The organism is Allohahella marinimesophila (assembly GCF_039538005.1).
In the GTDB taxonomy this organism is placed as follows: domain Bacteria; phylum Pseudomonadota; class Gammaproteobacteria; order Pseudomonadales; family Oleiphilaceae; genus Allohahella; species Allohahella marinimesophila.
The window spans coordinates 420,044-434,319 of record NZ_BAABBO010000001.1; the positions used below are offsets into that span (position 1 = coordinate 420,044).

Annotated in this window: 10 protein-coding genes; 4 read left to right on the forward strand and 6 right to left on the reverse strand. The window is 56.9% G+C overall.

Annotation, left to right across the window (positions count from 1 at the left end; genetic code table 11):
• The first annotated feature begins 111 nt into the window (after positions 1-111).
• Entirely contained in the window at positions 112-2,430 is a 2,319-nt protein-coding gene (parC, locus tag ABD735_RS01885) for a DNA topoisomerase IV subunit A (protein WP_344802714.1), read from the forward strand.
• Positions 2,423-3,679, forward strand: a complete 1,257-nt coding sequence (serB, locus tag ABD735_RS01890; RefSeq protein WP_344802716.1) for a phosphoserine phosphatase SerB — start codon at positions 2,423-2,425, stop codon at positions 3,677-3,679. The genes parC and serB overlap by 8 nt, the downstream gene beginning before the upstream one ends.
• A 5-nt stretch (positions 3,680-3,684) precedes the next feature.
• Here serB and ABD735_RS01895 read toward each other — a convergent pair whose 3' ends face one another.
• The 3 genes from ABD735_RS01895 to epmB form a co-directional block, all read right to left on the reverse strand.
• Positions 3,685-5,790 carry an EAL domain-containing protein gene (locus ABD735_RS01895; protein ID WP_344802718.1) on the reverse strand — a complete coding sequence of 702 codons (2,106 nt, stop codon included), beginning with the start codon at positions 5,788-5,790 and terminating at the stop codon, positions 3,685-3,687.
• Positions 5,791-5,792: 2 nt separating this feature from the next.
• A complete protein-coding gene (locus ABD735_RS01900) occupies positions 5,793-7,592 on the reverse strand; it encodes a GTPase (protein ID WP_344802720.1) in 1,800 nt (599 codons plus the stop codon).
• A gap of 88 nt (positions 7,593-7,680) precedes the next feature.
• Positions 7,681-8,781: an EF-P beta-lysylation protein EpmB gene (gene epmB / locus ABD735_RS01905; protein ID WP_344802722.1), complete on the reverse strand. Its 1,101-nt coding sequence runs from the start codon at positions 8,779-8,781 to the stop codon at positions 7,681-7,683.
• A gap of 38 nt (positions 8,782-8,819) precedes the next feature.
• Between epmB and efp the strand changes: the two genes are divergently transcribed.
• Positions 8,820-9,392, forward strand: coding sequence for an elongation factor P (efp, locus tag ABD735_RS01910; RefSeq protein ID WP_344802724.1), 573 nt, complete (start codon positions 8,820-8,822; stop codon positions 9,390-9,392).
• Positions 9,389-10,387 (forward strand): EF-P lysine aminoacylase EpmA, encoded by a 999-nt coding sequence (gene epmA, locus ABD735_RS01915; RefSeq protein ID WP_344803774.1) that lies wholly within the window; start codon positions 9,389-9,391, stop codon positions 10,385-10,387. Before efp ends, epmA begins: the two co-directional genes overlap by 4 nt.
• 12 nt (positions 10,388-10,399) lie before the next feature.
• Here the strand turns inward: epmA and asd are convergent, their stop codons facing one another.
• Genes asd through ABD735_RS01930 form a run of 3 tightly spaced genes read right to left on the reverse strand, consistent with a single transcriptional unit; the run spans position 10,400 to position 14,176 of the window.
• A complete protein-coding gene (asd, locus tag ABD735_RS01920; RefSeq protein WP_344802726.1) occupies positions 10,400-11,293 on the reverse strand; it encodes an archaetidylserine decarboxylase in 894 nt (297 codons plus the stop codon).
• 1 nt (position 11,294) lies between these two features.
• Positions 11,295-12,230: a sulfurtransferase gene (locus ABD735_RS01925; protein ID WP_344802728.1), complete on the reverse strand. Its 936-nt coding sequence runs from the start codon at positions 12,228-12,230 to the stop codon at positions 11,295-11,297.
• 38 nt (positions 12,231-12,268) lie between these two features.
• A complete protein-coding gene (locus ABD735_RS01930) occupies positions 12,269-14,176 on the reverse strand; it encodes an HDOD domain-containing protein (protein ID WP_344802730.1) in 1,908 nt (635 codons plus the stop codon).
• Positions 14,177-14,276 lie beyond the last annotated feature (100 nt).

The following is a 14,276-nucleotide window of genomic DNA, read 5'->3' on the forward strand; positions in this document are numbered from 1 at the left end:
AGCTAGCGTCCTGCTGAGCCTGCCATACCTGTGCCTCAGCCGTTCTGCTCCTGTTAAGAACCATCAGGATTTATCACAGCCACCAGCGCTACGAGGGCCATTCACCTGCCTATGAACCTGCCAGTCGATGATTCAATCGAAAGATTGCCGCTTAGAACATTCACCGAAAAAGCCTATCTCGATTATTCGATGTACGTCATTCTCGACAGGGCCTTGCCGCACATCGGCGATGGCTTGAAGCCGGTTCAGCGACGCATTATTTATGCGATGTCAGAACTTGGCCTGACTGCGGCATCGAAGCATAAGAAATCGGCGCGAACCGTCGGTGACGTGCTCGGTAAATATCATCCTCATGGAGACAGCGCCTGCTATGAAGCCATGGTGCTCATGGCGCAGCCATTTTCCTATCGCTATCCCATCGTCAATGGGCAGGGCAACTGGGGCTCGCAGGACGATCCGAAATCGTTCGCAGCCATGCGTTATACCGAGTCAAAGCTGGCAAAGTACGCCGAAACGCTGCTGAGCGAAGTCGCTCAGGGCACAGTAGATTGGGTACCCAACTTCGATGGCTCCCTGAAAGAGCCCGCTCTGCTGCCAGCGAGGCTACCGAACCTGCTGCTCAACGGCACCACCGGTATCGCGGTCGGCATGGCAACAGACATACCGCCGCACAACCTGCGCGAGGTCACGAGTGCCTGCCTGCATCTGCTGAATAACCCCAAGGCCGAGCTCGACGAACTACTGGAGCATATCCAGGGCCCTGATTTTCCAACAGGGGGCGAGATCGTCAGCAGTCGTGAAGAGCTGCGCCAGATGTACGCCACCGGTCGCGGCTCCGTCAAGGCAAGGGCCCGCTACAACACTGAACAGGGCAATATCGTTATCACAGAGCTGCCATATCAGGTGTCAGGTGCTCGACTCATCGAGCAGATTGCCGCCCAGATGACTGCGAAGAAGCTGCCGATGCTGGCCGATATTCGTGATGAGTCCGACCATGAGGATCCTTGCAGACTGGTCCTGATTCCACGCTCCAGCAGAACGGACACGGAGGCCCTGATGGGGCATCTGTTCGCCACCACTGATCTGGAAAAGAGTTACCGGGTAAACATCAACGTTATCGGCCTCAATGGCAAGCCGACGGTGAAGCCACTGCCCTTGCTGCTGCGTGAGTGGCTGCAATTCAGAATCGGTACGGTTCGCAGGAGACTCGAATTCCGTCTGAAGAAAGTGAACGACCGCCTGCACATTCTTGAAGGTCTCCTGGTCGCTTTTCTCAACCTCGACGAAGTGATCCGCATCGTGCGGGAAGAGGATGAGCCCAGGCAGGCGCTGATGGACAGCTTCGGCCTTACTGAAATTCAGGCCGACTACGTACTGGATACCAAGCTGCGGCAACTGGCCCGTCTTGAAGAAATGAAGATCAAGGCCGAGCAGGAAGCGCTTGCGAAGGAAAAGCAGGAACTCGAGGCGCTGCTTGGTTCGGAGCTCAAGCTCAAGCGTCTGGTGGGTAAAGAACTGAAAGCGGATATGGAGACCTTCGGCGACGATCGTCGCAGCCCGCTAGTTGAGCGAAGTGAAGCCAAAGCCTATCGCGAGACTGATCTGATCAGCAGCGAGCCGGTTACCGTCGTGCTCTCTGAAAAAGGCTGGGTGAGAGCGGGTAAGGGTCATGATCTGGATCCTGAGGCGCTCAGTTACAAGGCTGGTGACGCTTTCCTGCATGCCGCGAAGGGGCGCAGCAGCAATCAGGCGCTGTTCTTCGATACCAGCGGCAGGGTGTATTCGCTGGCAGCGCACAGTCTGCCGTCTGCGCGAGGGCAGGGTGAACCCCTGACCGGGCGGATAACACCTGCAGACGGAGCGCTCATCAGTTACGCCATGCTGCCGGAGACCGACGACAGCATACTGCTCGCCTCCAGCTATGGTTATGGATTCCGTGCGACGGCGGGGGACCTGCTGAGCAAGAACAAGACTGGCAAGGCGCTCGTGAGCCTCAGTGCAGGGGCCAGCGTGCTGCCACCTATCCTCATTCCTGCGAAACAGGACGTGAACGAGGTGATGCTGGTGGCGATTACCAGTGATGGCAGGATGTTGGCATTCCCCTTGAGCGATCTGCCGCAGCTGACCAAAGGCAAGGGCAACAAGATCATTGGTATCCCTGCAGCCAGAGCCCAGAGTGGTGAAGAAGCATTGGCGCATCTGGCAGTCCTGCGACCCGGTGCCTTCCTTCAGCTCCACGCAGGCAAGCGCTTCCTCAAGGTCGGTTTGAGTGACCTCGAACACTACATAGGTGAGCGTGGCCGTCGCGGTTCGCGCCTGCCGAGGGGATTGCAGAAAATCGACCGGGTAGAGCTGCTGAACCCGCAGCCAACTACTGCCGCTGACAAAGGCAATGTGACAGCTTCAGGACAGGTAGACGGCAATGAGTGATATTCTGCTGATCAACGTCAGCGGCCATGACAAGCCGGGCCTGACGTCTGCAATAACTTCCATTCTCGCAGCGTATGATCTGGTCATGCTCGATGTCGGTCAGTCAGTGATCCACGATCATCTGACCTGGGGCATGCTCGTACGCCTGCCCGAGGCTGGTCAGTCTGGCAACGATGCCTCGCAGGTCATCAAGGATCTGTTGTTCGAGATGCACGCCAGGGATTTGCACATCAGTTTCACCCCGATTCCAGAGGCGGATTACAACAAGTGGGTGAAGGGCAAAGGCAAAACGCGTTTCATCGTCACTTTGCTGGCCCGTGAAATCAAGGCCGAGCACATCGCCCGGGCTTCGGCGATTACCGCCGCCAATGGGCTCAATATCGACCAGATACAGCGTCTGTCTACCCGGCTTGATCTCTACGATGCCTCGCGACGAAACCATGCCTGCATCGAGCTGTCAGTTCGTGGAGAGCCTACTGACCCCGAGAAACTCAAGACAGAGTTCCTGCAGATTGCCAATGAACTCAATATCGATATCGCCTTCCAGCGCGACGATCTGTTCAGGCGCAACCGACGGCTGGTGGTCTTCGATATGGACTCGACCCTGATCGAAGCCGAAGTCATCGATGAACTGGCCAAAGAGGCCGGGGTGGGTGAGCAGGTGATGGCCATTACAGAGCTGGCCATGCGCGGGGAGATCGAGTTTGCTGAAAGCTTCCGTCGACGTGTGCGCCTGCTGAAAGGGCTGAGCGCTGAAACGCTCGAAACGGTTGCACGTCGTCTGATGCTGACGGAAGGTGCAGAGCTGCTGATCAGCAGTCTGCGCAAACTGGGCTATAAGACTGCAATCCTGTCCGGTGGTTTCAATTTCTTCGCCAAACGCTTGCAGGCGCAGCTCGGAATCGACTACGTGTTCGCCAACGATCTGGACATCCGTGATGGGCTGGTGACGGGGGAGGTAAGTGGAGAAATCGTGGATGGCGCCCGCAAGGCCGCCCTGCTGCATGAGATTGCCGCACGCGAGGGAATTCAGCTCGAGCAGGTCATTGCCGTAGGTGATGGTGCGAACGATCTGCCCATGCTGAGTACCGCAGGGCTCGGCGTGGCATTTCGAGCCAAGCCACTGGTGCGCAAGAGTGCCAGTCAGTCGATCTCCTATCTTGGGCTCGACAGTATTTTGTATCTGCTTGGCTTTCGGGAAAGCGACCTTCGCCTGCTGGAAGGTCGAGATGCTGGAGAGGAGGATTAGGCGGCTCAGCCGCCTTCAGCGAAGTCGTAATTCATTTCGGTCGTCGGCGCCTGCAGGTAGTAGCCCTGAATGTAGTGGACACCCGCCTGATAGAGCGTCGAGAGCACGGTGGCGTTCTCTACCAGCGGCGTGATGACCATCTTCGACTGATCCTTCAGTTTATCTACCATGGCGTAGAAGGCCTCTCTGGCTTCTGCCGTCTTCTGAATATCTTCGGTATAAGAGCCATCGACCTTCACATAGTCCACTTCGACGTGATCGAGCGTCTTGAACGGATCCAATGCGCAACCGAAACGCGACAGGGCCAGCTGACAGCCCAGTTTGTGGATTTGCGCGCTGAACTCCTTGGCCTGCAGCAGATATTCGATGACGTCGGCTTCAGCGACCTGGAATACCAGTGACTCGCCTGGCAGTTTCGCAGCCGTCAGAGCCTTTTGCAGCCAGTCGATAAAGGTGTCATCGGTGATCGTGTGACCGGTGATATTGATGATCAGTCTACTGCTATAGCCCTTGGAGCGGTGAGAGCTCAGGCTCTTGACGTTTTGCAGAATGACCCAGCGGTCCAGCTTCGTCGCCAGGCGGGCTTCAGTCTCGACAGGAAGAAAATCCGAAGGTGATATTTCCTTGCCTTCGTTGTCGATCATTCGCAGGAAGGCTTCGTAATAACCGTCGGTCGATCCTTGCAGGCTGATGATCGGCTGGAACAGCATCTTGAAGCGGTTGTCATCCAGGGCTGCCTGCAGCATCGCCATATAGTCGTCTATCGACTTGTCGCTGTCTTCGAAGTCCAGACCGTTATACATGTAGACGTTCGACACCGCCTGGCCGCCCTGACGACTGGCCTCTGGGCGTTCAATAGCGTACACGCTTGCACGGATGGCCTTGCTGACTACGGTTTCGGTCGTGCCCGAATTCTCGTTCAGGCGCAGCAGGCCTACGGCGACCTTGACCTGTGCCGTCTTGCCGCTGATGTCGAAAAGTTTCTGTTCGGCGGCCTGAGAAATAGTCGACGCCAGCTTCTGAACCTGATCCTGACTGTTTTCAGCCTCGATCCATACAAAGCTGTCGTCACTGAAGCGCCCGAGTGTCGAGTGCGGCCCTTTGTGCTCGCGCAGCAGGGTCGCAAAACTCGCCAGTAGCGTGTCAGTGCCGGTAATCCCGAGGCTATCTTTCAGTCTGCCTACATCAAGAATCTGTATGAACATGACGAAACCATGCGCCTTCTGCTGCATGATCTGCTCGATGAAGAGATGAAGCTGTTCCATCCAGTAAGTCTTGTTGTAGAGACCGGTGAGCAAATCCTCTCGGCTGATCTTTTTCAACTTGGCTTCGAGCTCGGCATCGACCTGCGGGCGCATGACGAGTTGCAGACAGGCATCGCCCTCGAAGGTGGCCAGCGAGCTGCTGACGGCTACCATTTCTTCCGAACCGTCTGATCTCTCAATGCAGATCGGCACAGGCGTATCGAGGGCCTCAGGGCCTTCGGCCTGTTTCAGGAAGGTCTTGAACGCCCCAGTGCTTGAAGAGGCGATGGCATCCAGTACTGGAATACAGATGAGGTCGTCCAGATCTTCATAGCCGAACAGATCCAGGTAGGCCTTGTTGGCAAAGACGTGCATGCCTTCAATGATATAGGCGATCGGGTCGACCGAAGATTCGAGCAGCGAATTACAACGCTTTTCCGCATCGCGGAGCTGAAGCTCCACGCTCTTTCGCTTGCGGCGATCTGCATGGTCTTCGAGTTCCCGTCGAATGGCATGAAGCTGCACTGTCTCATGACTGGCGAGTACGACCTGTCTGGCGCCCTTCTGTAGCGCAGTCACGTGTTCGGCTTCATCGAACTCTTCGAGTATGGCTATCAATGGTAGGTCGAGACCTTGTGCCTTGATGGCGTCCAGACAGTCGAGATAGGTCAGCTCCTGATCTTCGCGCTTGGCGATGAGCAGGTCCCAGCTCTGTGACTTCAGACTCTCCTGAAGATCCTCTTCGCTCGTAATTCGGTGAGCTCTGGTGGCCTTCCCATCATTACGCAGGACGCTGATCGTATGTTCAGCATCGTTGAGTGATGGGTCCAACAGCAGTAAATGGACGGTCTGTTTTTTTTCTTGCATGCTCAGAGTGATGGCCAGAGTGAGTCAAAATCATCTTCCGATGAAATGGTTTTCCGCGGTGCGGGTGTTGCGGCGTCCGCGAACTGAGCTTCAATTTCAAATTGGGTAAATGAGCCCGTAGCACTCACTCGCTTGAGCAACTGCAACTTGGTATTTCGGCCCTGGCGATTTACCACCACCTTGTGTCCAACCTGGAAAGGTAGTCTTGGTACTACGAGACTCGCAGGTTGTGAGATTGCAGGCAACTCCGGAAGCAGAAGGCCTCTGAGAAACTCGCTGTTTTCTCCCACTTTCTGTAGCAGCTGCACACCACAGGGCTTCGCACTCGGCGCCAGCAGCTCGACACCAAACTGCGTGCCGTGTTGGCGAATCTGTCGGATCCAGCGAATCACGCCGATACTCCACGGATGGCTCTCATCTTCCCTGACGCCAAGCAACTCACCCGCCTGCACATTACTTGGAATATCCCCTATCCACTGAATACAGTACCCGCCTGGGCTGGTGTTGACCAGTGGCACGATGTGCTGCTGATAGCCGGGCTTCGCATCCTTGTTCGCCGATCCACTGGCGCCTGTGTAACGGATGGGCGAAAGGTCTGCCCCGCTCGAGCCGGGTTGGTTATTACCGCTACCGGGCTGGGCCCAGACATCTCGCCGATGATGATCAGCAAAATAACTCGCATCTGTGTTGGTGCGGTCGCCGCTGAGAAAGGTATTGAAGTCGGTGCCGTTGGCGACGAAGTAATGCGTCGTGGTGAGGCCGACACTGATCAATATACGACCCTGACTGCTGGTACGCTTGAAACTGCGCTTGGCGAGTACACCAATCGCCTGAGAAATGGCCAATAGCAAAGGCTCGCTGATCGTTTCGATGCCGTGGAGTCTCTGCGGCGGAGTCTTCTTGCCGCCGGCCGCAGGCTCCTGGTGACCTCGTGCGAGTTCTTCGGTCAGCAAGGTGGCGAGTTTGCTGGTATCAAAGCCGTAATTTTCTGTAGACGGGGGAATGGTCTGCAGGCTGCGATAGGCCGGCGCCAGATCCTTCTTCGGGGAAATGACGAAGAGTGCAGTAGCGCCAGACTCAACCTCGAGGCTCACATGATCAGTCCAGTGCTCGAAGGCCGTATAGGCTATTTCGATATCCTTCTGGCGTAGCTGGTTTGGCTTGCAGCAACCGAGCAGCAGCACGCGCTTGTATGCCTGCTCGACGGTCGTTTCATTCTGGTTGCCACTGTAGCCATCGACGGTCTTGATTTTCAGCAGCCGGTTGTCTCTGGCGAAGCGATACAGCTGGTGCAGCTCCAGCCAGGTGTCCGGTGGTGTCTGGCAGTACAGTTGATTGGCCCGGAGCACACAACTGGAGAGGTCTGTGATCGCACGATGAATGGCTGGCGCTGTAAGCTTCTTGTTCTTCTCCGCCTGACCAGCCTTGTGAAGGTCGACCAGTACCAGTTTATAGGCGTTGGCAAGATTCAATTGCAGGGATTGTGCAAGGTTGGCGATCTTACGCTGCTTTTCGGGCAGGACAACTGCCTGGTTCAAGAAGTGCTTGCCGAGCTCACGACAGATGTAATAGACCGATGGCCGAATCACCTCGACCAGCTGGAACCTGCTCTGCGGTGAACAGATGAGCTCATTGAGCTCGAGCAGGGCATGATAAAGCTGCTTCGACATCTCGCCAATATTGGCCTTTGGAAGCTCATTAGCCCACGACTCCACTGCTTTGACAGCAGGTTCGGCATAGGACAGCGTGGTCAGACGCTGATTGGGAACCTTGAGTGTCAGCGGATTGGGTTGCCCAGACATGCATTCAGCCCTTTTCTCAAATCACTACGATTCCTTAGCATAGCAAAGTCCGCAAAGATTGCTCGTTTCAGAGGTTTATCATCGGCACTTAAAGCGTCTTCCTTGTGAGCGATTCAAGGGCAGGCTGCAGCGGCACCTTGCTGAGGTAACCTGGGTCCTCATAAACGAGGCGCGGTACAAGATAGCCGGGTAGGGCGGTCAGCATCTCTGCATACAACTCGCTTGCCGTGCTGGCCGCCATCATGAAGTGTCCTGCGGCGTCGACGGCGTCCGGTAGATGCAGGTAATAAGGCAGTATACCGGCGTCAAAGAGCGCATGTGACAGTTCGATCTGGGCGCGAGCCGAGTCGTTGACGCCTTTGAGCAAAACGGTCTGATTAAGCAGTGTGCAGACCTCACGAAGCTGTCGATTGGCCTGAACGACCGACTCGTCGATTTCATGGGCGTGATTGATATGATTGACGACGATGACCTTTTGCCGACAGCTTCTGAGCAGTTCGATCAGGGGCGAGGTGATTCGCCCTGGCAGTACGCTCGGCATGCGAGTATGAAGGCGGATGCGCTGTAGTCCAGGAATTTGCTGGAGTGAGCTGAACAGACTGGCAAGTGCGTGATCATCCAGCATCAGCGGATCGCCGCCGCTAAGGATGATTTCCTGAAGCTCAGGGTCGATGGCCAGCTCGGCGACGGTGTCATCCCATAGCTGCCGGCTCTGCCTGTGCTGCTCGTAAGGGAAGTGCCGCCTGAAGCAGTAACGACAATGTATGGCACAGGCGCCCGTGAGAATGAAAAGCGCGCGGTGACGGTACTTGCGGACTACCCCAGCCTGGGTGGTAAAGGCTTTTTCTGCCAGAGGATCCGTGGTCGTCGCCGCCGAGGTCTGCAGCTCTTTCGCGTCAGGCATGATCTGTCTGAGGAGCGGATCGTCCGGATCCCCGCGTCGAATTCTGGACACAAATGCCCGTGTTGCCCGCAAGGGAAACTGACGGGTCACCGCATCCAGGTCATCGAAGGCTGCTATGGGCAGATCCAGAAATGCCGCCAGTTCACGATAGCTGGTGAACATGTCCTTCAGACTGTCCTGCCAGCGCCCCGGGGCATCGCCAAGCGAACCGTTTCGCGTTATGATGCGCGCCTCCCCGGACGCTTCCATAGAGCCTGCGACCGGGATCTGCACGGCTTTCGACATAATAAACATCCTGAGACAACGACAGTAAGCGAGAGTATATGGCGACTTTTTCCACCAACGAGTTCAAGTCCGGATTGAAGATCATGCTCGATGGCGATCCATGTTCGATTATCGAGAATGAATTCGTCAAGCCAGGCAAGGGCCAGGCCTTCAACCGGGTGCGGTTGCGAAACCTGAAAACTGGCCGGGTCGTCGAAAAGACCTTCAAGTCAGGTGAATCACTCGAAGGTGCAGATGTCATCGATCTCGAGATGGAATATGTCTACACGGACGGCGAATTCTATCACTTCATGCTGACAGATGGCTCGTTCGAACAGCACGGCGCAGATGCCGCTGCAGTCGGCGATACGAAGAAGTGGCTGAAAGAGCAGGAAATCTACATGGTGACGCTGTACAACGGTGCGCCACTATCCGTGACGCCACCCAATTTCGTTGATTTGCAGATCGTCGAGACCGATCCTGGTGTCAAGGGTGACACCGCGCAGGGTGGCACCAAGCCGGCTCGTCTGACGACAGACGCAGTGGTCAGCGTACCGCTGTTCGTAGACCAGGGCGACTTCATCAAGGTCGATACCCGCTCGGGCGCCTACGTCAACCGGGTCAAAAGCTGAGCCCAGCCGCTCACTGGCAAAGCAGCGCAGCGCTCGAGGTTCTTCGGGCCAGGGCTGCGGTGCTGGACCAGATCCGTCGTTTTTTCTCGGCCCGTGATGTTCTCGAAGTCGAGGTCCCGGTGCTGGCAGATACCTCGGCCAGTGATGTGCACCTCGACAGTCTTCGTCTCTGCAACGGACAGTATCTCCTCACCTCACCCGAGCCTTACATGAAGCGTCTGCTCGGGTCTGGTGCTGGCGCCATTTTTACCCTCAGCAAGGCCTTTCGGGCCAACGAAAGCGGCAGGCGCCATAACCCCGAATTTCTCATGCTCGAGTGGTACCGGCCTGGCTATGCGCTCGATGAATTGCTCGAGGAAACTCTGGATCTGTTGCTGGCGCTCTCTCGGCACGGAAGGGATCAGTCCGATCTGCCGTGGCCTTCCAAAGCCCTCCTGAAGACGCCGATACGCTTCACTTACGCAGACCTGATGATCGAGGCCTGTGGCCTGAACCCTTTCACGGTGAGCGACGATAGACTCAGGGCCTGTGTCCGAAGCCTGGTCCGCGACTACGACGACGCAGACACTGCGGAACGCTCGATACTGCTCGACCTCCTGTTCAGTCGGCTGGCCGAGCCACTGCTGACCAAATGCCCGGTGGCGGTCGTCGAAGGCTATCCAGCCGAACAGGCCTCGCAATCACGTACTCGGATCGATACGCAGGGGCGGCTTGTGGCCGATCGCTTCGAGTTGTACCTCTATGGACTTGAAATCGCCAACGCATATCACGAGCTGACAGATGTTGAGGAGTTCCGTCGTCGTCACGACAGTGACAACGCAAGGCGACGGGTGCTTGGGCTGTCGGAGCTGGCTCTGGACGAGGCCCTTGTGGGCGCGATGAGAGCAATGCCGCCGTGCAGCGGCATTGCTCTTGGGGTAGACCGGCTGGTCATGCGCCTGCTGGGCCTTTCCCGTATCGATCAGGTACTCAGCTTTGCGTCAGCTGGCGCTTAGCCGGACGGGACACTAGGACTTTTTTGCCTTCAGGGTGGCGATGCGTTCACCAAGCCTGAGTCGCGAGCCGGCGTGGAGTGCTTCACTCCACTTGAAGCTCTCTGGTGGTGCCAACAGGATAACCGTGGAGCCGAGATGGAAGCGGCCCATTTCGTCACCTTTGCGGAAAGTCGGTGCTGGATGCTCGCCATCAGCCTCGTAATCAATTCTCGTGATGGTGGCACCAGTTCGTTTCTGGTCTCCCGAACCCACCAGTCCTGCCCAGGTGGTGGCGATACTGGCAACGATCATCGCCCCCACCAGCACCATCGCAAACGGGCCGAATTCGGTATCAAACACACAGATGACTCGTTCATTGCGGGCAAACAGGCTTGGCACGGCGGCAGCCGTGGCAGGATTTACCGAGAACAGCCGCCCGGGCACATGGATCATGCTCGTCAGGCGTGCATCGCAGGGCATATGGATACGGTGATAGTCTTTGGGCGCCAGATAGATAGTGGCGAACTCGCCACCATGAAACGGACGCGCCGCCAGGCTGTCGCCGCCAAAAAGTTCGAGTGCGCTGTAGGTCCTGCCCTTGGCTTGCAGGATACGCCCAGCCAATAAGGTGCCCAGTTGCGAAACGGCACCATCTACGGGTGAGACCAGAGCGTCCTCAGCGGGGTCGATAGTGCGCGCACCAGGTTTCAGCGCTCTGGTAAAAAACTCGTTGAAGCTCGCAAAAGCCTCTGGTTCAGACTCCGCTGCCTCGGTCATGTCGACCTGATACTTTTTGACGAACCACTTTATAAAAGCGTTCTTCAGCCGTGGATCGGTCGAAGCTGCTATTTTGCCCGCAACTCGGGAGAGTGAGCCCTGTGGAACGAGATACTGCGATCTGACGAAAAAATCGTCACGTTTGCCCATGTCAGGCGTCTCCTGTCTGTTCGATGAGATGGCCAGTGTCGTCGCTGTTGCCCCATTCGGACCAGGAACCTGGATAGGCCTTGATATCCAGACCCAGCTGCCGGCCAGCCAGAAAAGTCAGGCCTGAGCGATGATGGGTCTGGCAGTGCGTGATAATTGGCAATTCCGGATCAAGCCCGGCAGCCAGTAACAGTTCGTTCAGCGCTTCGGGTGATCGAAGCCGATAGTGATTGTGTGGGTCTAGCAGTCGCGTCCACTCGAGGTGACGTGCGCCAGGAATATGACCGTTGTTCCTGGCCGTTACGCGCTGACCTGAAAATTCCTCGGCAGAGCGCGCGTCCCAGACCTGTGCCTGTCCGGCTTCGACCAGGCGCTTGAGCTCTGCCAGATCGACACTGACTGTCGGTGCACTCGCAGCGACAGAATTCTCGTCGGGCAGAAATATCGGGCCACGAATATTTGCCGACTCGCCGGTCTGAACGTGCTCGTCGTCTGCGCCTTCAGCGCTGCTGCTGTCACCAGCGACCATAGGCAGCCCCAGTGCCTCCCAGGCCAGACGGCCACCGTCGATGGCATGGACATTCTTGAAGCCCATGCTGAGCATGAGCCAGACAAAACGTCCGGCCCAGGCACCACCTTCAGCGTCCATGACGACGAGGTGATCGTTTTGATGCAGGTCGAGATCTGCGGCGATGGATCGTAGTTGCTGGAGCTCTGGCAATTTGCCATTGAAGGGTGGATGCGTTTTCGTTCTCGTCGGATCCAGCCATACAGCGCCTTCCACATGCTGCTGTTCGTAGGCGCTTCTGGGCGAAAGGTCGACCACCAGAACTCTGGTTTCCGCGGGGCGTTGCATGTAGTCGAGCAGGTGCTGAGCTTGGATCAGCAGGGACCAGTGGGTAAGTTCTCTGGTCTGGGATGCTATTGTATGAGTCAAAGACTGGCCTCTGGAGTCATGAAGCTTGGCGCCGGACTTTATTTTTTCTTGTCAGACCGGGCTCGCTGGGCAAGATTGTAAACGACCTGGCTTGTCGCATTACAGAGCTCTTTGAAACTTTCGTACTCAAAGGTCGTCATCGGCCCGCTGTGAAAGCCGTTATCAGCGTAGATGAGGCCGACTGGGCGCGTGCCTACGAAGCAGGAGCTGGCGAAGAACTCTTCGACCTGAAACAGTGACGCGAACTCTTCGCTCAGGTGGGCCTTGATACGCGGCGAAGACTCCGGGCTGACCCAGATCGACGCCGGCTTCCGCATCAGCTTCGAAAACAGTGGAAATTCTTCCAGATGCAATTGTCGGCCCTCGAGCGTCTCCCGGGCGGGCAGCGGCGTGGTGAAGAAAGCCTTGATGGCCGCGCGGTCGGGGGTCATCAGACTCACCAGGCAGGCTTCCAGACCAATACCGTCGACTACGCAGCTGATGGTGGTCTGCATCAGATCAGGCAGGCCCTGGAACTGCATAGGATTGATCAGCATGTCTTCGATGGTGCGGTTGAACAATGCCCGGTTCGGGGCTTTTCGCAGCTGCGGCTGAGGCGAATTACCCGGGTTGCCGTAGGCTTTGAGTGGCGAATCGTCCACCGGTCTCGGAGCCGCCTGGCGTGGCTGCTCCAGCTTCGAGGCCAGTGGTGGGGCAACTGGAGAGCGCAACGCCTTTTCTTCTGTAGACGGTCTTGATGCTTCATCTGGCTGCTCGGGCGTCACCGTGCGCTCGGCCGCTATCTCTGACGGACCGTCAATGGGATCGGGTGCAGCCGGTGGTAGCGGCTTTTCGGTTGGCAAAGGTGGCCGCTGGCTGGCTGCTGGCTGCGGCGATATGAGCCCAGGCCCGGCTTCCGGCATGTCGAAGAGAGGCTCACCCGACCCGGGCGCTGGATTCAGCAAGGAAGTTGCCAGTCCTACACCGTGCCGAAGCGGATGTTGTCTGGCACTTAAAACAGCTACCTCATGGGCCCAGCGGACGCCCTGTATCGGCGACGCCTTCCATCTCGCCGCCATTGCGAAGAAACACCGGTTCACCGCCTTGGAGTGCCAGCTGATGCTCGCATTTTCGACCAGATGGTTCAGCATCGTCTCAGTAAAGCCTGGACGCTTGCTGAACTGTCTCAATGGTTTGGTGATAAAGGCTCTTGGAGAGTCGTTTTCATAACCCTTTTTAGCCGCTGAGGTGAGTTGAGCCAGGCTGCGCAGATCCGCCAGTTCATGATCGAACAGCGTGTTGGCATCCAGAATCGGCAGAGCCATCTGTTTATGGGCCTCTCGCCAGAATGCACGAATTTCGAAGCCCAGAATGCTGCGCTCGAGCTTGCGGGCATCTGAGCGAGCCATGCTCTTGATCCGTGTCTGACTATAGACTGCCTGCATCTCCTCGCCGCGCCAGTGCCATAGATACCAATATGGGCTTGCCCAGAGCAGGGTGTTCCAGAAGGCATTGCGGATTTCTTCTTCGGGCTTGCCTGCAGTGGTATAGGTAAACCGAGCCATTTCTGCGGCGCAAAGACTGCGGCCAAGCGCCGCTTCCAGGCGGGCGGTCGACTGATGACCAGGATCGCCGGAAAAGTCATAGGATCCAGTGGTTTGCAGTAGCACGCTCAGGCGCTCGAGGCCGATGATGCTGATGGCCTGAGGAATATTGCGGATCGCGGCTTCTTTGGAACGCATGAAAAGGTTGGCGTTGCGTATCAGCGTCAGTGCCAGAACCGGATCATTCTGAACGTGCGCAGCCATTTGGGCGAAGGACAACTCCTTTTCCTTCAGGGCAAGATGCAGCAGGCGCCCTGAATGAGTGACCGCTGGAAGCGGTCGTTCGAGCATCGATGCCACAGTCTGCGCCAGTTCTGCAGCCATGAGGGCCTCGTCGTCAGACTCCAGTTCAGGGTGTTCCACCTCAGTGTCCTTCAGGTACAACTCTCCTGACAGTTGTGTATTAAGCGATCATCTACTTAACTTGTTCTTATCCAAGCATATCCCAACCTGACAAATTTGC

Coding starts and splice junctions, on each gene's coding strand:
- parC (WP_344802714.1), top strand. CDS start 112: ATGAACCTGCCAGTCGATGATTCAATCGAAAGATTGCCGCTTAGAACA.
- serB (WP_344802716.1), top strand. CDS start 2,423: ATGAGTGATATTCTGCTGATCAACGTCAGCGGCCATGACAAGCCGGGC.
- ABD735_RS01895 (WP_344802718.1), bottom strand. CDS start 5,790: ATGCAAGAAAAAAAACAGACCGTCCATTTACTGCTGTTGGACCCATCA.
- ABD735_RS01900 (WP_344802720.1), bottom strand. CDS start 7,592: ATGTCTGGGCAACCCAATCCGCTGACACTCAAGGTTCCCAATCAGCGT.
- epmB (WP_344802722.1), bottom strand. CDS start 8,781: ATGTCGAAAGCCGTGCAGATCCCGGTCGCAGGCTCTATGGAAGCGTCC.
- efp (WP_344802724.1), top strand. CDS start 8,820: ATGGCGACTTTTTCCACCAACGAGTTCAAGTCCGGATTGAAGATCATG.
- asd (WP_344802726.1), bottom strand. CDS start 11,293: ATGGGCAAACGTGACGATTTTTTCGTCAGATCGCAGTATCTCGTTCCA.